14 protein-coding genes are annotated in these 19,383 nt (G+C 68.9%); 9 read left to right on the top strand and 5 right to left on the bottom strand.

Annotation, left to right across the window (positions count from 1 at the left end):
- Positions 1 to 32 precede the first annotated feature (32 nt).
- The 7 genes from ABZT49_RS16205 to ABZT49_RS16175 all read left to right on the top strand — a co-directional run bounded on the left by ABZT49_RS16205 (position 33) and on the right by ABZT49_RS16175 (position 10,588).
- Positions 33 to 764 (top strand): SDR family oxidoreductase, encoded by a 732-nt coding sequence (locus ABZT49_RS16205; protein WP_355287073.1) that lies wholly within the window; start codon positions 33 to 35, stop codon positions 762 to 764.
- A 579-nt stretch (positions 765 to 1,343) separates the two neighbouring features.
- Positions 1,344 to 2,411 (top strand): DNA polymerase IV, encoded by a 1,068-nt coding sequence (dinB, locus tag ABZT49_RS16200; RefSeq protein WP_093568187.1) that lies wholly within the window; start codon positions 1,344 to 1,346, stop codon positions 2,409 to 2,411.
- Positions 2,412 to 2,849: 438 nt separating this feature from the next.
- Complete coding sequence (locus ABZT49_RS16195; RefSeq protein WP_355287072.1) at positions 2,850 to 3,479, top strand: tyrosine-type recombinase/integrase; 630 nt, start codon at positions 2,850 to 2,852, stop codon at positions 3,477 to 3,479.
- Positions 3,480 to 3,790: 311 nt separating this feature from the next.
- Positions 3,791 to 4,387, top strand: a complete 597-nt coding sequence (locus tag ABZT49_RS16190; protein WP_355287070.1) for a TetR/AcrR family transcriptional regulator — start codon at positions 3,791 to 3,793, stop codon at positions 4,385 to 4,387.
- A gap of 3 nt (positions 4,388 to 4,390) precedes the next feature.
- On the top strand, positions 4,391 to 6,208 hold the full coding sequence (locus ABZT49_RS16185; RefSeq protein WP_355287068.1) for an ABC transporter ATP-binding protein: 1,818 nt from the start codon (positions 4,391 to 4,393) through the stop codon (positions 6,206 to 6,208).
- Positions 6,209 to 6,234: 26 nt separating this feature from the next.
- Positions 6,235 to 7,413, top strand: coding sequence for an efflux RND transporter periplasmic adaptor subunit (locus ABZT49_RS16180; protein WP_355287066.1), 1,179 nt, complete (start codon positions 6,235 to 6,237; stop codon positions 7,411 to 7,413).
- A 19-nt stretch (positions 7,414 to 7,432) separates the two neighbouring features.
- Positions 7,433 to 10,588 (top strand): multidrug efflux RND transporter permease subunit, encoded by a 3,156-nt coding sequence (locus tag ABZT49_RS16175; RefSeq protein WP_355287064.1) that lies wholly within the window; start codon positions 7,433 to 7,435, stop codon positions 10,586 to 10,588.
- Between the two features lie 198 nt (positions 10,589 to 10,786).
- Here the strand turns inward: ABZT49_RS16175 and ABZT49_RS16170 are convergent, their stop codons facing one another.
- Genes ABZT49_RS16170 through ABZT49_RS16160 form a run of 3 tightly spaced genes read right to left on the bottom strand, consistent with a single transcriptional unit; the run spans position 10,787 to position 12,942 of the window.
- Positions 10,787 to 11,431, bottom strand: coding sequence for an NAD(P)H-binding protein (locus tag ABZT49_RS16170; protein WP_066918224.1), 645 nt, complete (start codon positions 11,429 to 11,431; stop codon positions 10,787 to 10,789).
- The gene (locus tag ABZT49_RS16165; RefSeq protein ID WP_066918226.1) at positions 11,428 to 12,351 is read right to left on the bottom strand and encodes an SDR family NAD(P)-dependent oxidoreductase; all 924 of its coding nucleotides are present in this window, start codon (positions 12,349 to 12,351) and stop codon (positions 11,428 to 11,430) included. Before ABZT49_RS16165 ends, ABZT49_RS16170 begins: the two co-directional genes overlap by 4 nt.
- Positions 12,352 to 12,375: 24 nt before the next feature.
- Complete coding sequence (locus ABZT49_RS16160) at positions 12,376 to 12,942, bottom strand: TetR/AcrR family transcriptional regulator (RefSeq protein ID WP_066918228.1); 567 nt, start codon at positions 12,940 to 12,942, stop codon at positions 12,376 to 12,378.
- 376 nt (positions 12,943 to 13,318) lie between these two features.
- On the opposite strand from ABZT49_RS16160, the gene ABZT49_RS16155 reads away from it, so the two are divergent.
- Positions 13,319 to 13,783 carry an Rrf2 family transcriptional regulator gene (locus ABZT49_RS16155; RefSeq protein WP_355287062.1) on the top strand — a complete coding sequence of 155 codons (465 nt, stop codon included), beginning with the start codon at positions 13,319 to 13,321 and terminating at the stop codon, positions 13,781 to 13,783.
- Positions 13,773 to 14,477, top strand: coding sequence for a class I SAM-dependent methyltransferase (locus tag ABZT49_RS16150; protein ID WP_066918232.1), 705 nt, complete (start codon positions 13,773 to 13,775; stop codon positions 14,475 to 14,477). The genes ABZT49_RS16155 and ABZT49_RS16150 overlap by 11 nt, the downstream gene beginning before the upstream one ends.
- A gap of 76 nt (positions 14,478 to 14,553) precedes the next feature.
- Here ABZT49_RS16150 and ABZT49_RS16145 read toward each other — a convergent pair whose 3' ends face one another.
- Together ABZT49_RS16145 and ABZT49_RS16140 are read right to left on the bottom strand one after the other, a co-directional pair.
- Positions 14,554 to 17,913: a PAS domain S-box protein gene (locus ABZT49_RS16145; protein WP_355287060.1), complete on the bottom strand. Its 3,360-nt coding sequence runs from the start codon at positions 17,911 to 17,913 to the stop codon at positions 14,554 to 14,556.
- Positions 17,914 to 18,169: 256 nt separating this feature from the next.
- The gene (locus ABZT49_RS16140) at positions 18,170 to 19,360 is read right to left on the bottom strand and encodes a M24 family metallopeptidase (RefSeq protein WP_355287058.1); all 1,191 of its coding nucleotides are present in this window, start codon (positions 19,358 to 19,360) and stop codon (positions 18,170 to 18,172) included.
- Positions 19,361 to 19,383 lie beyond the last annotated feature (23 nt).

The following is a 19,383-nucleotide window of genomic DNA, read 5'->3' as shown; positions in this document are numbered from 1 at the left end:
CCCTGCGCCATCGCAGATGAAGGGATTCCGAAATGGCTCGCATGGTGGACAAGGTTGCTCTCGTGGTCGGCGGAGCGAAGGGGATCGGCCTCGCGGTTGCCGAGCGGCTGGCGGTCGAGGGCGCGTCGGTCGTGCTCACCGGGCGGCGCGCCGACGATATCGAGGCCGCCGCCGCGAGGATCGGGCGTGGTGCACGGGGTCTAGTTGCGGACGCGGCCCTACAAGAGGACTTGCACCGCGTCGTGGAGACGGTGCGGGAGGCGTATGGACGGATCGATGCGTTGGTCCTCAACGCGGGCATCTCGGAACCGGCAACCCTGCGCGACGGAACGCCCGAGCATTTCGACCGGCACTTTGCGGTCAACGTCCGTGGTGCTGTCTTCGGGTTGCAGGCGGCGCTGAGCGCGATGGGGCGGGGTGGGTCGGTCGTGTTGATGGGGTCTATCGCTGATGTCATGGGCGTTTCGCCTTACGGAACCTACGCCGCGACGAAGGCGGCCCTACGCTCCTACGCGCGCACATGGACAGCGGAACTGGCCCCGCAGGGTATCCGTGTGAACGTGGTGGCCCCCGGCCCAACCGACACCACCATGATGGCGAGCGTACCTGAGGAGGGGCGGGCCGCACTAATCGCGCCGATCCCACTGGGCCGCATGGCGCGTCCCGAGGAGGTGGCGGCGGCCACGCTGTTCCTCCTAAGCGACGAGGCGAGTTTCGTCGCTGGTGCCGAACTATGCGTCGATGGCGGGATGCGACAGGTATAGTTTCTGAATAGCAGTTTCAGCGTGTCCGCTTCGGCCGGCTCGCCTGCAACGGAGGACGTTGTGGCCGCCGGGACCTGCCATTCCATGCCAATAGCAGCTTTCGGAGGCTAAGCGGCCATTCTAACGGCCCTGTTCGAAGGTCCGGAAGTGGCGCGGAGCCGAACGGACCGAGGTGTGGCCTCCGACATCATGCGGGCGGTTCGGTCGCCGCCAAAGAACTGCGCAGCATCCATGCCCCTGCTCCGCCGCAACATCGTCACTGCCTTGCGTGTGGCGGCTGGAAATATGCCAGGGCAGGGGAGGGGACCGATGACGATGAGAGGGTCTTGCAGACAGTGACACTAAGCTGTCCCTCGCGGCGCGCGAGGCGAAAGCTCGGTTCCGAGCGTTTTCCAGGCATTCGATTGCCTGTCAGGTTTTTTGGACACTGGCTGTTGAGGACTGAAGCGCCGATCCGGGTTGGTATCGGCCTACGGCCCCTTGACCGCACATGCTTGAGCAGGAACAAACGCTGAACTTCGAGGCAGTTGGCACCGCGCGCGTGTCGCCAACAGGGGATGCGGTTTCAGCTCCACGCCCATGCGCAAGATCATCCACATCGACATGGACGCGTTCTATGCCTCCGTCGAGCAGCGCGACGACCCAAGCTTGCGGGATCGGCCGCTGGCGGTGGGCGGCTCGCGCGAGCGCGGCGTTGTGATGGCAGCGAGCTACGAGGCACGGCGCTTCGGTGTCCGCTCGGCCATGCCGTCGGCCACCGCGCGCCGGCTCTGTCCCGACCTCGTGTTCGTGCGGCCCCGCTTCGATGCCTACAAGGCCGTCTCGTCCGAGATCCGTGCTGTGTTCGAGGAGCACACGCCTGTTATCGAGCCGGTGGCGCTCGACGAGGCGTACCTCGACGTCACTGAGAACCTGAAGGGCCTGCCGACCGCGACCGAGGTCGCGAGGGACATCCGCGCCACGATCCTCGCTCGAACTGGGCTCGTCGCTTCGGCGGGCGTGTCCTACAACAAGTTTTTGGCCAAGGTTGCCTCTGACCACAGGAAGCCCGACGCGCTGTTCGTCATCACACCGGCGATGGGGCCGAGCTTCGTCGAGGGTCTCCCCATCGGCCAGTTTCGCGGCGTCGGACCGGCGACCGAGGCGAAGATGTGGCGCCTGGGTATTCAGACCGGCGCCGATCTCAAGGCACGCTCACTCGACGAGTTGCGGGCGGCCTTCGGCAGCGCGGGCGACTACTATCACCAAGTGGCGCGTGGCATCGACGAGCGACCGGTGCGGGCGCACCGCGAGCGCAAATCGATCGGCGCAGAAACGACGTTCTCGCAGGATACGAGCGAGTACGCGGTGCTCGCCGAGCGCCTACAGCCATGCCTCGACAAGGTGTGGGCGGTGGCCACCGCGAAGGCAGTTGTGGCGCGCACCGTCACGCTTAAGCTGAAGTTCTCGGACTTTGCCCAGATCACCCGGGCGCGTTCGCTGCCGGTTGCGCTGGAGGACCGCGCGACGCTGGAAGGGGTCAGCCTCGGCCTGCTGCGCGAGGCATTTCCCTTGCGCCGGAGCGTGCGGCTGATCGGTGCAGGGCTCTCTTCGCTGCAGGCACCGTCCGGTGATGACGAGGCACAGCAGCTCGATCTTTCCTTGTGACAAGGTCGGACGTCCAACGCGCCACCGGCGCGACGGGGCTTGTAAGGTTCGTCGCGGACCTGACTTCCCAGAACAAGCCGGGGGCGAACTCCTGGCGCCTACCGAACAGGTGGCATGCTGGCTGCGAGCACTGTCAAGATTTCAGTGTGCGACCGTCTGCATGTCCGTTGGAGGCATGGTTCGGGTCCATTGAGGCATGGTCACGTACCTGCACATGGTTGCGGGCGTACCCGCGGAGCGGAAGGGGAGGGGACCTGGGCAGTCGGTCATAGGCTGCAAGAGTGCATTCGCCTTCATCGATGCACTATCGGGTCTGAGCTGCTCGATCAGCTTCCGCGACTCTCTTCTCGGCATTTGCAGAACCAAACCGCCATCAGCATTAGGCTCAGCGGCATCGGCAGATGTCTCCTGACTTGCTCCTCAATCCAGGAGCTCGTCATGCAGGAAACCTCAACCATTCCGTCTACCACGCGTGTTCCTTGGAACCGTGGCCGTATTGTCGGACCGAAACCACCTCTGAAGCCCAAGCACATCTGGGCCTTGCGAACCCGCTTGCAGCTCGCCAACCGCACGCGAGACCTCGCCCTCTTCAACCTTGCCGTCGATAGCAAGCTGCGTGGGTGCGATCTTGTTCGCCTACGCGTAAGCGACGTTCACCTCGGCGATGCAGTCCGCCTCCGCGCGACGGTGTGCCAGCAGAAGACCGGAAGGCCGGTGCCCTTCGAGATCACCGAGCCCACACGCGAGGCACTTGCGGATTGGCTGGCTTCGCGCAGCCTACGAGCAGGCGACTGGCTGTTCCCGAGCCGCTCTCGGCGTGGTCAGCACCTCACGACGCGACACTACGGTCGGCTTGTTGACCAGTGGGTCGCCTTGATCGGCCTGGACCCCGCAGCCTACGGCACGCACAGCCTACGGCGAACGAAGGTCGCACTGGTCTATAAACGTACTGGCAACATCCGTGCCTGCCAACTGCTGCTTGGCCATACCAAGCTGGAGAGCACGGTGCGGTACCTCGGCATCGAAGTCGATGGCGCGCTGATCCTGTCTGAACAGACCGAGATATGAGTTGGACGCCGCGGTCGACTTGGCCGCGGCGTTTCAGGAAGGAGGTTTGCTTTCAGGGTTCAAAATTGACCCGTTGCAGACCTTCCTCCCCGCCGATGCGAATGTCCGCTCGAGGGTTTAAAGCGGCCCCAAAGCGGCGGCCATGACGTCAACAGGTAGGGGCACATTAGCGACCGCCGATGGAAGGACGCCTTGGCGTCAGCCCGCCCGTAGCTTGGCGCGCCCTCAACGAACTCGAATCGCCCTTGAAAGATACCGTCAGGTAGGTATCATTTGGGCGAAGGGCGCCCGAGCGCCATCGGACAACGACCATGGCCACCGCCTACCACCGCAAGAAGCAGCCGGAGCTCGTCCGGCGCACCCTCCTCGATTGCGCCGCCAAGCTCGCCCTGGAGCAGGGTCTCGCCGCGGTCACCGTGCAGGCGGTGAGCCTTGCCGCCGGCGTGACCAAGGGCGCGCTGTTCCACCATTTCGCCAGCAAGCAGGCGCTGGTCGAGGGCGTCGTCGCCGACCTCATCGCGCAGCTCGACGCGGATATCGATGCGGCCATGGCGAAGGACCCACTTCCATACGGGCGCTACACCCGGGCCTATGTCGACATCACCCTGCACGACCCGATGATGATCGAGGGCAGCCAGTGGGCGGCCCTGCACATCTCCATCCTCGCCGAGCCGGCCCTGCGCCGGATGGTGTCGGACTGGTTCGCCGAGCGCCTGCACCGCCATCGGGACACCGACGGGGACGCTGACCTGGAGTTCGTCCGGCTGGCCGCCGACGGCGCGTGGATCGCCTACCTCGTGCGCGAGAAGCCGACCGATCCGGTGCCGGAGCTAGGCGCGCTCCGGAAGCGGCTCATAGCCATGACCCATGCCGGACGGCCCGGGCCTGCGGACGGCGGCCGGACCTGAGCTATGGCACGTTCCTCGACGCCTGAACTCGCCGCGGCTTATGCCCCGGACGGGAGCGACGACGCCTACGACGAAGTGGCATCCAGGCACGTGTCCGCGGCGCGCATCCTCGACCTGTTCCGTCCCTACGCGGGCCGGATCGCGCTCGTCCTCCTGCTCATCGCGCTCGCGACGGCGGCGGGGCTCGCCGCCCCGTTCCTGCTCAGGGAGATCATCGACGTCGCTCTGCCGCGGGGCGACGTGCGGCTGCTCGGGCTGCTCGCGGGAAGCCTCGTCGGCCTCGCCGCGCTCGGCGCCGGCATCGGCGTGCTCCAGGCCCTCGTCACCGCGAAGGTCGGGCAGGCGCTGATGCACGACCTCAGGGTGCGCGTGTACGCGCACCTCCAGTCGCTGCCTCTCGGCTTCTTCACGGCGACCCGGGGCGGGGACATCCAATCGCGCATCGCGAGCGACATCGGCGCCCTCCAGGCGCTCGTCACCCACACCGCGGGCGAGGCGACGCGCAACGCCAGCGCGGTCGCGATGACGGCGGCCGCGATGCTGATGCTGGAATGGCGGCTGGCCCTGTTCTCGTTCCTGGTGCTGCCGCTGGCGACCTGGATCAGCAACCGCGTCGGCCGGATGCGCGAGGAGACCACCTACGCGCAGCAGGAGCGGATCGCCGAGATGACCTCGGCGGTGCAGGAGTCTTTGTCGGTCTCGGGCATCGTCCTCGCCCGCACGACGGGCCGTACGCGGCACCTGGTCGAGCGCTTCGCGCGGGCCTCGCGTGAGGTGGCGGACCTGGAGGTCCGGTCCCACACGGCCGGGCAGTGGCAGTGGTCGGTCATCGACCTGGTGCTTCAGGCCCTGCCGGCCCTCACGCTGTTCCTCGGCGGCTGGATGATGAACGCCGGGACGGCGATGACCATCGGCACGCTCGTCGCCATGATCGCGCTGCAGGAGCAGATGCTGTTCCCGCTGGAGGAGGTGCTGCGCACGGGCGTCGAGGCCCGCAAGGCGCGGGCGCTGTTCGCCCGCATCTTCGAGTACCTCGACAAGCCGGTCGGCATCACCGAGCGACCGGACGCCGTCACCCTCGATCCTTCGAAGGTCGCCGGCCACGTGCGCCTCGACGGCGTGACGTTCTCCTACGACCGGTCGGGACCCGCCACCCTGCGCGGCGTCACGGTGGACATCCCCGCCGGCTCCCATACCGCCATCGTCGGCGCGACCGGCTCGGGCAAGTCGACCCTCGGCCACATCCTGGCACGCCTCCACGACGTCGACGCGGGCGCCGTCCTCTACGACGGCGTCGACGTGCGGGACCTGTGCATGCATTCGCTCTCGGACATCCTCGGGGTGGTGACGCAGGACCCGTTCCTCCTCCACGCCAGCATCGCCGAGAACCTTCTGTTCGCCCGGCCAGAGGCCACGGTGGCGCAGATGGTCGAGGCGGCGCGCATCGCCCAGTTGCACGACCTGATCGCGGCCCTGCCTGACGGGTACGACACGGTGGTGGGAGAGCGCGGGCACCGCTTCTCCGGCGGCGAAAGGCAGCGTCTCTCGCTCGCGCGCACCATCCTGCGCGATCCCCGGGTCCTGCTGCTCGACGAGGCGACGAGCGCGCTCGACACCGCCACGGAGCGGGCCGTGGTCGAGGCCCTGACGCGGCCGGGCAAGCCCCGCACGACCATCACCATCGCCCATCGCCTGTCGACCGTGCGCCGAGCCGACCAGATCGTCGTGCTGGACCGCGGAAGAGTGGTCGAGAGCGGAACGCACGAAACCCTCCTGGCCCGCGACGGCGCCTACGCGCGCCTCGTGCGCAAGGCCGCCTGACGGCCCGGCACCAACGGACCTTCCCCATGTCGATTCCCACCTACCTCCACCGGACGCCGGTCCTCACCACCGCCGCCTGCCTCGCCCTCCTCGCCCTGCAAGGCTGCAAGCCGGCGGCAGACGGCCAGCCCGCGGGCGGGCCCGGTGCGGCGGGCGCCACCCCCGACGTCTCGACGGTCACTGTCGCGGCGGTCGCGGTGCCCCGCATCCTCGACCTGCCGGGCCGCCTGACCTCGACGCGGGTCGCCGAGGTGCGGGCCCAGGTCTCCGGCATCGTCCAAGAGCGCACCTTCGAGGAAGGCAGCCTAGTGGCCAAGGGCGACGTCCTGTTCCGGATCGACCCGGCCGTCTACCGGGCGGAGGTGGATGCCAAGGCCGCCGCGCTCGCCCGGGCCGAGGCGACCAAAGTGCAGGCGCAGCGCCAGTCGGAGCGCACCGAGACCCTGTTGGAGCGCCAGGCCGCGAGCGCCGCCCAGCAGGACATCGCGGTCGCCGCCCTGCGCCAGGCCGAGGCCGACGTCGCGAGCGCCAAGGCGCAACTCGCCCGCGCCCGGATCGACCTCGACTACGCCACCGTGCGCGCGCCCATCGCCGGTCGCATCGGACGGGCCCTCGTCACCGAGGGGGCGCTCGTCGGCCAGGGCGATGCGACCAAGCTGGCCCTGATCCAGCAGGTCGACCCGATCTTCGCCGACTTCAACGCCTCGGCCGCCGACCCGAGCCGCCTCGCCGAGCGCGCCTCGGGGAAGGAGGAGACGGGGGTACGGCTGGTCCTACCGGACGGCTCGCTCCACGCGGATGCCGGGCGGCTCCTGTTCAGGGACGTCAGCGTCGACCCCGGCACGGGGCAGGTCAGCCTCCGCGCCACGTTCCCGAACCCGAAGGTCGCCCTGCTGCCGGGCACCTACGTCCGCGTCCGCGTCGCGCAGGGCACGCTGCCGGGGGCCGTCCTCGTCCCGGCCCAAGCCATTCAGCGCAGCAGCGCCGGCGTGGCACAGGTCTACGTCGTCGGCGAGGACCGGACCGTGGCCCTGCGCCCCGTCCGGGCGGGGGCGCTGACGGATGCCGGCTGGATCGTCGAGGACGGGTTGAAGGCCGGCGAGACTGTCGTGGTCGAGGGCTTCCAGAGGCTCCAGCCGGGCATGGCGGTCAACCCGTCGCCCTGGCAAGCGCCCCGGACCGCCTCCGCCTCCTCTAAGCCCTGACCGACAGGATCACGCCGCCATGACCCGCTTCTTCATCGCGCGCCCGATCTTCGCCTGGGCGGTCTCCATCTTCATCATGCTGGTGGGGGCGATCTCCATCGCCTACCTGCCGGTCTCGCAGTACCCGGACGTCGCCCCGGTCACGATCCAGGTGACGGCGACCTACCCCGGCTCCCCGCCGGAGCGGCTCTACGACGGCGTCACCCGCATCATCGAGGAGGAGCTCAACGGCATCCCGGGGCTGATGTACTTCGAGAGCACCAGCGACACGTCCGGCATGGCGCAGATCACGGCCTCGTTCGCGCCGGGCTCCGACCCGTCGAAGGCGACGGTGGCGGTGCAGAACCGGATCAAGCGCATTGAGGCGCGCCTGCCCCGCGCGGTGACCCAGCAGGGCGTCATCGTCGAGGAGGCCAGCACCAGCTTCCTCCAGTTCGTGACCGTCTCCTCGAAGGACGGCACCGCGAGCGAGACCGACCTCGGCGACCTTGCCGCCCGCCGACTGCTAGGCGAGTTGCGGCGCGTGCCGGGCGTCGGCCGCGCCACCCTGTTCTCGTCCGAGAAGGCGCTGCGCATCTGGATCGACCCGGTCAAGCTCGTCGGCCTCGGCATGACGCCGGGCGACGTGACGGCCGCGGTCAGCGCGCAGAACGCGCAGGTCGCCTCGGGCGTCGTCGGCGCCCAGCCGGCGCGGGAGGGCCAGCGCATCGCCGCCAACGTGCTGGTGAAGGGGCAACTGACCACGCCCGCCGAGTTCGGGGAAATCGTGCTGCGCGCCAACACGGATGGCTCGTTAGTCCGCCTGCGCGACGTCGCCGAGGTCGAGCTCGGTGGGCAGTCCTACACGATGCAGACCCGCCTCGACGGGCGCCCCGCCGCCGGCATCGGCATCCAGCTCGCCCCGGGTGCGAACGCCCTCGCCGCCGCCAGCGGGGTGAAGGCGAAGCTCGCCCAGCTCCAACGCACGCTGCCGGCCAACGTCCGCGTGAGCGTCCCCTACGACACCACGCCTTTCGTCGAGGTCTCGATCAAGAAGGTGCTGATGACGCTCGCCGAGGCTATGGCGCTCGTCTTCGCGGTGATGTTCCTGTTCCTCCAGAACGTCCGCTACACCCTTATCCCGACCATCGTCGTGCCGGTGGCCCTGCTCGGCACCTGCGGCGCGCTGCTGCTCGCCGGCTTCTCGATCAACGTGCTGACGATGTTCGGCATGGTGCTGGCCATCGGCATCCTCGTCGACGACGCCATCGTCGTGGTCGAGAACGTCGAGCGGATCATGTCCGAGGAGGGCCTGCCCCCGCGGGAGGCCACCGCCAAGGCCATGGGCCAGATCACCGGGGCCATCGTCGGCATCACATCGGTGTTAGTCGCGGTGTTCGTGCCGCTTGCCTTCTTCCCCGGCTCAGTCGGCGTGATCTACCGCCAGTTCGCCGTCAGCATGGCGACCTCCATCGCCTTCTCGGCCTTCCTGGCGCTCTCGCTCACCCCGGCACTCTGCGCCACGCTTCTGAAGCCCATCGAGGCCGGGCACGGCCACGACAAAGGCGGTTTCTTCGGCTGGTTCAACCGCCGCTTCCGGTCCGGCACGCTGGCCTACCGCTCCGGCGTCGCGGGCCTGCTGCGCCGGCCGGTGCGGGCGCTCCTCGTCTACGGCCTGCTCGTCGCCGCCCTCGGCTGGGGCTACTTGCGCATGCCGTCGAGCTTCCTGCCCATTGAGGACCAGGGCTACGTCATCGTCGACGCGCAGACGCCGCCGGAATCGGCCACCGGGCGCACGCTCGACGTGGCCAAGCGCATCGAGGCGCATTTCGCCCGCGAACCCGGCATCGACAGCCAGACCCTGCTGCTCGGCTTCGGCTTCTCCGGCCAGGGCCAGAACGCGGCGCTCAACTTCGTCGGGCTGAAGCCCTGGGGCGAGCGCGGCCTGAGCGACGGGGCCGACGCCATCGCCGCCCGCGCCAACGCGGCGCTCGGGGAGATGCCGGACGCCATCGCCATGTCGCTGTCGCCGCCGGCCATCGACTCGCTCGGAAATTCCAGCGGCTTCGCCTTCCGCCTGCAGGACAAGGGCCAGCAGGGCCATGCGGCCCTGGCGGCCGCGCGCGACCAGCTCCTCAAGGCGGCGGGCCAGAGCCCGATCCTGCAGGGCGTCTACGTCGAGGGGCTGCCGACCGCGCCGCAGATCGAGCTCGTCCTCGACCGGCAGAAGGCGAACGCGCTCGGCGTCACCTTCGCCGACATCAACGACGCGCTCTCGACGAGCCTGGGCTCGGCCTACGTCAACGACTTCCCGAACCAGGCGCGGATGCAGCGGGTCATCGTCCAGGCCGAGGCCTCCCGGCGGATGAAGGCCGAGGACCTGCTCGACCTCAACGTCCGCAACGCCAAGGGGCAGATGGTGCCGCTCCAGTCCTTCGCGCGGGTCGAATGGACGATGGGCCCGTCGCAGGTCGTGGGCTTCAACGGCTACCCGAGCATCAAGATCTCCGGCAGCGCGGCCCCCGGCTACGCCAGCGGCGACGCCATGTCCGAGATGGAGCGTCTGGCGGGGCAGCTGCCGCCGGGCTTCGACTTCGCCTGGACCGGGCAGTCGCTGCAGGAGAAGCTGTCGGGCTCTCAAGCGATCTACCTGCTAGCGCTGGCGCTGTTCTGCGTCTTCCTCTGCCTTGCCGCGCTCTACGAGAGTTGGTCGATCCCGCTCGCCGTGCTGCTCGTCGTGCCCACCGGCGTGGTCGGCGCGGTCTTCGCCATGCTGCTGCGGGACATGCCGAACGACGTCTACTTCAAGGTCGGCCTGATCACGGTGATCGGCCTGACGGCGAAGAACGCCATCCTCATCATCGAGGTCGCCAAGGACCTCGTCGCGCAGGGCCGGTCCCTGCACGAGGCGGCGCTGGAGGCATGCGAACTGCGTTTCCGGCCCATCGTGATGACCTCGTTCGCCTTCATCCTCGGCGTGGTGCCGCTCGCCGTCGCCACGGGGGCCAGCATGAACAGCCAGCGGGCCATCGGCACCGGCGTGCTCGGCGGTATGGTCACCGCGACGGTGCTGGCGGTGTTCGTCACCCCGCTCCTCTTCGTCCTCATCGCGCGAGCCTCCCCGTCGCGTCAGGCGATGGGAACGAAGGGCCGCCAAACCGAAGCCGCGAGCACCCACGGCATCCCGGCGGGCTAGCCCTGCACCACGCGCCCATGGCTTCACCCGACGGAGAATGAACGACTGCTTCATCCTGGCGGTTTGCGCTGACGGTCGGCAGCCTGCTTCATCCCTCCGGTGAGCCGACAATAATCAGGTCCCGCCAGCGAGCCACCGGACGCTCCCTCCGAGCGGGTCCGGGCTCGGCAGCCAGCACCGAATGCGTTCGCGGGATCGTCAGGTCGAACACGATCCCACGTCGGCGTTCGTCTTGACGGCGATGCCTGGCCGGGCTGCGACGGCGCCCTCGACGAGGAGCTTGGCCATCCCGGTCGCCGAGCTCGACCTCCAGGGAGACGGCAAGACGGGCGTGAGGGACTTCAAGACAGCGACGGCCAATCGCTCGTCGAGCCGCGCGCTTTCGCGTTGCCCGTCGAGGGCGCTCGGACGCACGATTGTCAACGACGGGAAGGCCAGCGCTTTGAGCTCGCTCTCCAGTTCGCCCTTTCTACGAGTATAGGCGAAGCGCGAGCGAGGATCGGCGCCAAGCGAGGAGACCAGCGCGAACCGGGTGGCGCCATGGCTGCGCGTGAGGCGTGCGATGGCGAGCGGATAGTCCCGGTCGATTGCCAGGTACTCGTCGGGCGACGGGGTGCGGGCGCGCGTCGTGCCCAGGGCGCTGATGACGCCGTCCACGTTCCACCAGTCGGCATCGGCGGGGAGGTCCGAAAAGTCGACGACGACGTTTCGCAATTTGGCATGGGTCTCGACCGGGCGACGGGTCAGGGCGACCACGCGGTCGATCCGGCTGTCGGCGAGCGCCAGTCCCAGGGCAAGGCCGCCGACGAGACCGGTGGCACCGGCGATGAGGACCGTGGTCATGCCGGACGCCCGAGCCGCCCGGCCGCCGCAGGGGCGTGCGCCGACCTGGGAAGATGCGGCTTCAGGCCTGCGGCGAGGAGCCGGTCGAGTGCCCGGTCCGACAGAAGGCGGGTCAAGCCGACGAAGGCCCCGCTCCAGCGGCCGACGGTGTACCGGGTCCTCGGACGCGCCCTGGCGACCGCGCCCGCGATGGTGCGGGCCGCATCCTCGGGCGAGGCCCCGCCCTCTTCCGAGGCCTCAGCCTGGGCCACCACCGCCCGCAACAGCGCCGCGTAGCGCCCGCGCTGCGCGACGGTCATGGCGTCGATGACCCTCTCGGCCCGGACGCCGACCTGTCCGAGCATCTCCGTCCTGACAGCCCCCGGCTCGATCACGACGACCCTCACCCCGAGCTGACCGACCTCGCGGCGCAGCGAGTCGCTGAGCGCTTCCAGTGCGAACTTGGTGCATGCGTAGGGACCGTAGGCCCCCATCGCCACCCGGCCGCCCACCGACGATACGTTGACGATGGTCCCGCCGCTCTCGATCAAGGCGGGAAGCAGGGCCTGGATGACCGCGACATGGCCGAACAGGTTCACCTCGAACAGGCGGCGCCAGTCCGGCAGCGCGTAGGTCTCCACAGGCACGTTGATCCCCACGCCTGCATTGTTGACCAGCACGGCTAGCCGTCGACGCTCGGGATCGTTCCCGACGCGCTGCGAGAGGGCGGCGATCCCGGCCTCTTGCGTGATGTCGAGAATGACCGGCTCGATGTTCGCGGTGCGCAGCGCGTCGGCGTCCACGTTCCGGCGGACGCCCGCCAGGACGTGATAGCCCCGGCCGGCGAGCTCGCGCGCCGTCGCGGCGCCGATGCCGCTCGACGCTCCGGTGACGACAGCCAGGTCTCGACGCGAGCCGGGTTGGGTTTCCGCATTGGTCATGGTGTCTCCGATCCTCGTTCTCGGTCAGCTGATCGAACGCCACAGGGCGTCGAACCCAATCGCCGCATGGCGTTCGGCGGCGGCCGGGTCGGCCGCGATCCCGTCGATGGTGGCTTCCGTCATGGCCATCACCAGCGAGGCGACGAACATCGGGGAGGCGTCGCGCATCGCACCGTCGGCGCGGCAGCGGTCGAGGAGCTCGACGACCCGAGCGTAGGGGCGGCTCGCGATGTCGCGCGTGGCGGGCGTCAAGTCGTTCGAGACGCCGAGCTGCGCCAGCGCCAGGCGCTCAAGCGGTTTCTCCCGCGCCCAGCGCAGCATCCCGTACCAGACGTGCCGCAACTGGTCGCGAGGCTCGACTTCCTCCGGGAGGCCATCCACGGTCGCGGCGGCCATCCGCAACTTCAGCTCGACGTAGAGCTCGTTCAGCAGGTCGGCCTTGGTCTCGAAATAGATGAACAGGGCGCCGTTCGAGACGCCTGCGGCCTTCGCTATTGACGCCGTCGACGCACGTAGTCCCTGCTCGGCGACGATCCTGATCGCCGCCTCCATGATCTCGTTGCGCTTCGCGTCGCTCTTGGGTCTCGCCATGGCAGGACGATATGAAAGAGTGATCAGTCAGTCAAGAACGTTTCGAGGGCGCTGCGGATTCTCCCAACTTGGAGGGTTGGGTTCCGTGGCAAACCAAAGGTTTCGACCATTTCGACTGGGTCGCCGCCTATCGCTCGCCTCAATCCCGCCCGAACTCCAAGCCTCGCCCGAGGAGGCGGAAACCGCAGACCGCGTTGCCTTTGAGCCTTTCAGGGCAGTCGCTGAGGCCTGAGGCAGGGGCTCAAGAGCGAGCAACACCGTCCAAATGCGAAGGCCCAACGGGCGTGCGGCTTCAGCGGATCTCCATCTTGGCCAACTGCCGCCTGAGGCCTGGTCTCGGTTGACACCATCCCTATCATGCAACTATTGAAGTTTCATGAGACGGGATGGCAGACTGTCTGGCGTGTTGCACGTCCTCCTCCACATGGACGAGGCCGACGGGCCGGTGACGTCCGAGCGGCTGGCCATGATGATGGGGACCAACCCGGTCGTGGTGCGCCGGACGATGGCCGGACTGCGCGACCTCGGGCTCGTCGCCTCCGGGAAAGGGCATGGCGGCGGCTGGACCATCGCCTGCGACCTCGACCGGGTGACCCTGCACGACGTCTACGTCGCGCTCGGTTCGCCGGAGGTGTTCGCGATGGGACACCGGAGCCAAGAGCCGACCTGCCTCGTCGAGCAGGCGGTCAACGCGGCCCTCGCGGACGCCTTTCAGGATGCCGAGGCCTTGCTGCTCTCGCGTTTGGGTGACGTCACGCTGGCCCGTCTCAACGCGGATTTTCATGCGCGCTTGGCCAAGCGCGGATCGTGCGGGCGGGAGGCCCGATCCAATGACGCATAGCGCGCAGCCTGAACCAACCAACTTCGTGGCTGCCTTTTCGGACCCGGCGGCCGCCGCACGGTATGCCGACGGACCGCCTCGTTTCGTACCCGGCTTCGAGGCGTTGCACAGGATGACCGGCATCCTGCTCGCCGAGCACGCGCCGGCCGACGCGCGGGTTCTGGTCCTCGGGGCTGGAGGGGGCCTGGAACTCAGGGCATTGGCCGAGATGCATCCCGGCTGGACCTTCGTCGGCGTCGACCCGGCGGGGGAGATGCTCCGCCAGGCCGAGCGCACGCTCGGGCCGCTGATGAACCGTGTCACACTCGTCGAGGGCTACATCGACGACGCGCCCTTCGGCCCCTTCGACGCGGCGACCTGCCTGCTCACCCTCCACTTCCTCGACCCGGCCGCGCGCGAGGACACCGTCAGGGCAATCCACCGGCGGCTCAAGCCGGGCGCGCCGTTCGTGGCGGCGCACGGAAGCTTCCCGCAGGACGACAGCCGCTCGCGCTGGATCGGCCGGTACGAGGCCTATGCGGTCGCTTCCGGCGTCGATTGCGACCAGGCGGCGAAGGCCAGGGCCGCCGTGCAGGCCCACCTGCACACCCTCGCGCCCGAGACGGATGCCGCCGTGCTACGGGCGGGCGGCTTCCGGGGTGTCGAACTCTTCTTCGCCGCCTTCACGTGGCGCGGCTGGATCGGACGTGCCTGAGCGGCCGGGGCTCGGCTAGGCCGGCACCGCATCACGTGACGGATGGTAGGGCGCCGCGTCCATAAGGCCGCCCCGTTCAGCGCCCCGGCATTCCGTCACCCTCACCGTTCCCGGTCCGCCAATCCCGTCCGACCGCCCTGCGCAGGACCTGGGAGACCTGCTCGGCCGAATACGGCTTCCGCAGGAGCTCGAAGCCGTGGGCGCCTTCCTGCGCCAGGACGTGGCTGTAGCCCGAGGCGAGCACCACCGGCAGGTTCGGCAGACGCCGCCTTAGGAGCCGGGCGAACGCGATGCCGCCCATGCCCGGCATCACGACGTCCGAGAACACCACGTCGAAGTCCGATCCGTCGTGACCGATCCTATCGAGCGCCTCCTCGGCGTTCGTCGCCCAGGTCGTGCGGTAGCCGAGATCCTCAAGGATCTGCGTGGCGAAGGTCCCGACCTCGACGTTGTCCTCCACGACGAGCACGCGCTGGCCGGACCCGATGGGCAGCACGGAAGCGGCGGCATCCTTGGCGGCCAGGGGCTTGGGCTCCGCAGGCACCTCAGGCAGGTAGAGCGTGAAGGTCGAGCCGCCTCCCGGGACGCTCTCGACATCGACGTCGCCGCCCGACTGCTTGGCGAAGCCGAACACCTGGCTGAGCCCGAGGCCGGTGCCCTTGCCAACCTCCTTCGTCGTGAAGAACGGCTCGAAGATGCGCGGCAGCACCTCCGGCGCGATGCCCGCGCCGGTGTCCGAGAGCGAGACGGCGGCGAACGGATGCGAGCTCCCGGCGTGTCGGCGGATCGGCGGCAGCGTGCCGCCGCAGGCCAGCCGCAGGGTCAGCGTCCCCTCGCCGTCCATGGCGTCGCGGGCGTTCACCACCATGTTCACCAGCGCGGTCTCGAACTGGCTGAGGTCGGCGCGCACGTGGCAGGGCGCCCCCGCGATATCCAGCACCACCCGGATGCGGGCCCCTGTGACCGTATCGAGGAGGTCCGCCATGGCACGCAGCCGCTCGTCGAGGGCGAACACCTGCGGGTCGAGGGTCTGCCGGCGGGCGAAGGCGAGGAGCTGCCCGGTGAGCTTAGCTGCACGCTCCACGGTCTCGGAGACCGCGTCGAGGTAGCGGGCCTTGCGCGCCTCGGGCAGGTCCGGGCGGCGTAGGAAGTCGACCGACGAGCGGATGATGGTCAGCAGGTTGTTGAAGTCATGCGCCACGCCGCCCGTCAATTGCCCGATGGCCTCCAGCTTCTGCGACTGCCGCAGCGCCTCTTCGGCCTTCAGCAGTTCGTCGGTGCGCTCGGCGACGCGGCTCTCCAGCGTCTCGTTCAACTCCCGCAGGCGGTCCTCCGCGAGCCTGCGGTCGTGGATGTCGGTCGAGGTGCCGAACCAGGCAGTCACCGTCCCGCCGGCGTCCCGCAGGGGCTCGGCCCGGGCCAGGTACCAGCGGCAGGCGCCGTCGTGCCGCCGGTAGCGCATCTCGATCTCGTAGGAGACCTCGCGCGCCCGCGCGTCCGCCCAGGCCGCGGCGGTCCGGGCCCGGTCGTCCGGGTGGACGGCCTCGATCCAACCGTCGGGCAGCGCCGCCTCAAGGGTCTGGCCGGTGAACTCGCACCAGCGGTCATTGAGGAAATGCAGGTGCCCGTCCGGCGAGGCGAACCAGACGAAGGCGGGAACGACGTCGGTCAGGGTGCGTAGCCGCGCCTCGGCCTGCCGGCGCTCGTCGATGTCGATGACCGAGCCGAAGTAGCCGAGGAAGGCCTCGTTCGCCGCGATCCGCGGCGTGGCGGCGTCGATGGCCCAGCGGTAGGCGCCGTCCCGGCCGCGCAGCCGGTACTCCAGGCGGAAGGACTTCCGCTCGGCGTTGGCGGCCAGGAAGGTCTGCTCCGAGAGATGGCGGTCGTCGGGATGGATGGCGTCGAGCCAGCCGAGGCCGAGCCCCTCCGCCTCGGTCTGGCCGGTGAACTCGTACCAGCGCCGGTTCAGGTAGATGCAGTCGCCGTTCTCGTCGGTGATCCAGGTCATCACCGGGGCATCATCCGCCATGGTGCGGAAGCGGGCCTCGCTCTCCCGCAGGCGCGCCTCCGCCTCATGCCGGAAGGTCACGTCGCTCGCGGTGCCGAACCACTCGACGATCTCTCCCGCCTGGTCGAGCAACGGGACGGCACGGGAGAACGTCCAGCCGACTGTACCGTCGGCCCGCCGCACCCGGTGCTCCAGCTCGAACAGCCCCTTGCGCCGGATGGCGTCGGCGATGGCGGCGAGGACCTCGGCCCGGTCCTCCGGCTTGATGTTGCGGTCGAGCCAGCGCTCGCTCGGCTCCGTGGCGTCGGCCAGGATGCCGCGACCATCGAGCCGGATCATCCCGCGCCAGTCTGCGCCCATCCGGTACACCGCGTCGGAGGTCGCGTTGACCAGGGTCCGCAGCCGTCCCTCGCTCACGCGCAGGTTGGCCTCGGCGCCGACGCGCTCGATGTAGGCCCAGCAGCGTTCCGTCACCTCGCGCAGCAGCGCCAGCTCGGCGTCGGACCAGCGATGCGGCACGGCATGATGGATGGCCATGAGGGCCGTGAGGCGGCCCTCCTTGACCAGCGGCATGCAGATCGTCGCGGCGATGCCGATGGCCTGGAAGGTCCGCGCCTCGTGCGGGACGAGCTCGGCGGCGTTGTCGTTGACGACGAGGGGCCTGCCGGCATTGAGCTCCCGGACCGCGAGTTCGCCGAAGTCGGCGAGGCTGTAGTGTCCGAGGATCGAGGGTGCGTCCGGCGCGTGCCAGTTGCCGCGGATGGTGAAGCCGTCGCCGTCGGCGTCCATGTCGGCGTAGGCGCAGTTCGACAGGCCCAGGTGACCGCCAAGGAGGCGCGTCGTGGCCTCCAGCACCGCGGCGGCGTCGCGGGCGTCCGCGGTCGCCCGAGCCAAGCCGTCGAGGAAGCGGAATCGGTCCTCGCTCTCGGCGAGGCGGCGTTCGGCCAGCACGCGCTCGGTGATGTCGAGCACCGTCGCGAGCGTACCAATGGGCCTGCCGGCCTCATCGAGGATGGGCGTGTAGTCGAGGTCCATCCAGACCTTCTCGGGTCGGCCATGCCGCCAGAGTTCGAGTTCCTGGGCCTTGAAGCTGAGGGCTTGCCCGGCGAGGCCGCTCTCGACGACGCGGGCGTTAAAGGCGCGCGCCTCCGGCCAGACGTCCAGCACCCGGCCCCCGAGCGCTTGCGGATGGCGCGGACCGCAGACCTCGGCATAGCCCCGGTTGTAGACGAGGATGCCGTCCTCACCCCAGATCGCCACCATGGGAATGGGCGAGAGCAGCACTGTCTGGACGATGGCGCGAACCGTGGGCGGCCACTCGGCGATGGGGCCGAGCGGGGTGGCCGCCCAGTCATGGCCGCGGACGAGGTCGCCCACGTCGCCGCCGCCCACGGGGAGCCAGACGCCGGCCTGAATTTCCTGTGTCATCGACCCGCGCATCGAGGCTACCCGTCTGGGCGCGGTCGTTGATCCAACGGCACCTTCCGCCTCCGACATCCTACTTCAGGCGGAACCGGTTGCACATCGTACTGGTATAAATGTCCCAGGTCCGATGCGCCGATGGACAGGGTAGGCCCACGAGGTGCTCGCCGAGCTTGTCGCTCAGGGCATAGGGCGGCAGTCCCATGCCGAACCGCGCCGCTTCGGGCGACGGCGGCGCTCCGCACATCAAGCCTGGGCATAGCTACGATATCTCGATGAGTTCCGCCGCCCGTTTTCCAAGCCGTTCGGCGCCGTTCTCCCCCACAACGACTGTATCGCCACAGTACAAACGCTGAGCCCCATCATGCGTCTGGATCATCGGCTTGACGATGAACGTCGCGTTGGCCTCGATCCGCCAGTCGCGCATGGTCGCATCACGCGGTTTGTGGATGTTGATAGGCGCGTCGTCGCCGAGGCCTCGGCCGTGCATGATGAGGCTGCACCAGAAGCGCTCGTCGCTCAGGGCCGCGACGATGTCGGATATCCCGCCGACCGTCGCACCCGGCCGCAGGGCCTCGTAGCAGCGTTCAATTGCTTCTTGCTGACGGTGGAACAGCTCCCTGTAGATGTCCGGCGCACGACCAAGGAAGACCGGCTGCGTGTTCTGGGCCACGTAGCCCGCCCAACGCGCCTCGGCCTCGACGGAGATGAGGTCTCCGGATCGAAGCGGACGGAGCGAAGGCATGTACTGCGCCGAAGGCGGCTGCGGCCAACCCGCCGACCACAGGATCATGGTCGGCACCTCGCCGCCCCGCTCCACCATGTCCGCCAGCATCCGCGCGTAGACGACGTTTTCCGGCACGCCCGGACGCGCCTCGCGGAGCAGGACATCGACCGACGCCTCGACGAGTTCCTCGGCCTTTCGCAGGAAGGCGAGCTCCTCCGTGCTCTTCACGAAACGCGCCCGCTCCATCAGCAGGTTCGCATCGACGATCTCGGCGGCGGGCAGCGCGCGGACCAACCCGTCGAGGATGCCGGCAGGCGTGATCCCTTCGGGAAAGCGGGTGTTGCCGGCGAGGCCCGTCACGCCGATCCGGGCACGGTCGAGACCGAGCTCCCTCAAGCGGTCGATGCTCATCTGCGTGTAGCCCCAACCGGTATCGATGGGACGTATGTCCGTCACCCAGTCCTGCCGTTGCAGCCAAAAGTCCTTATGGACGTCCGGGCTGGTGATCGCGGTCACCTCGCCGGTCAAAGGGAATACGCAGGCCGCCTGGGAGCAATTGCCGCCTATTCCGGTGAGGTAGCGTACATTGGCCTGGAAATGGTCCCATAACCCAGTGTTGGGCGGGACGAAAATTGCGTCAAGGCGGGCCTCGGCCATCAGCTTCCTGACTTTCAGCCACCTTAGGTCACGCTCCTGTACCGAGAACTTCGGCGCACCCTCGACCAAGCCTTGCCTCATATTCGCATTCC

This window comes from Methylobacterium sp. EM32, assembly GCF_040593685.1.
Lineage (GTDB): Bacteria > Pseudomonadota > Alphaproteobacteria > Rhizobiales > Beijerinckiaceae > Methylobacterium.
This window is presented reverse-complemented; position numbering and strand designations above follow the sequence as displayed.

Excerpts from the sequence above, each read along its gene's own strand:
- ABZT49_RS16180 (WP_355287066.1), top strand. The coding sequence starts at position 6,235 with ATGTCGATTCCCACCTACCTCCACCGGACGCCGGTCCTCACCACCGCC.
- dinB (WP_093568187.1), top strand. The coding sequence starts at position 1,344 with ATGCGCAAGATCATCCACATCGACATGGACGCGTTCTATGCCTCCGTC.
- ABZT49_RS16165 (WP_066918226.1), bottom strand. The coding sequence starts at position 12,351 with ATGACCAATGCGGAAACCCAACCCGGCTCGCGTCGAGACCTGGCTGTC.
- ABZT49_RS16175 (WP_355287064.1), top strand. The coding sequence starts at position 7,433 with ATGACCCGCTTCTTCATCGCGCGCCCGATCTTCGCCTGGGCGGTCTCC.
- ABZT49_RS16195 (WP_355287072.1), top strand. The coding sequence starts at position 2,850 with ATGCAGGAAACCTCAACCATTCCGTCTACCACGCGTGTTCCTTGGAAC.
- ABZT49_RS16170 (WP_066918224.1), bottom strand. The coding sequence starts at position 11,431 with ATGACCACGGTCCTCATCGCCGGTGCCACCGGTCTCGTCGGCGGCCTT.
- ABZT49_RS16205 (WP_355287073.1), top strand. The coding sequence starts at position 33 with ATGGCTCGCATGGTGGACAAGGTTGCTCTCGTGGTCGGCGGAGCGAAG.
- ABZT49_RS16150 (WP_066918232.1), top strand. The coding sequence starts at position 13,773 with ATGACGCATAGCGCGCAGCCTGAACCAACCAACTTCGTGGCTGCCTTT.
- ABZT49_RS16185 (WP_355287068.1), top strand. The coding sequence starts at position 4,391 with ATGGCACGTTCCTCGACGCCTGAACTCGCCGCGGCTTATGCCCCGGAC.
- ABZT49_RS16160 (WP_066918228.1), bottom strand. The coding sequence starts at position 12,942 with ATGGCGAGACCCAAGAGCGACGCGAAGCGCAACGAGATCATGGAGGCG.
- ABZT49_RS16145 (WP_355287060.1), bottom strand. The coding sequence starts at position 17,913 with ATGACACAGGAAATTCAGGCCGGCGTCTGGCTCCCCGTGGGCGGCGGC.
- ABZT49_RS16155 (WP_355287062.1), top strand. The coding sequence starts at position 13,319 with ATGAGACGGGATGGCAGACTGTCTGGCGTGTTGCACGTCCTCCTCCAC.
- ABZT49_RS16190 (WP_355287070.1), top strand. The coding sequence starts at position 3,791 with ATGGCCACCGCCTACCACCGCAAGAAGCAGCCGGAGCTCGTCCGGCGC.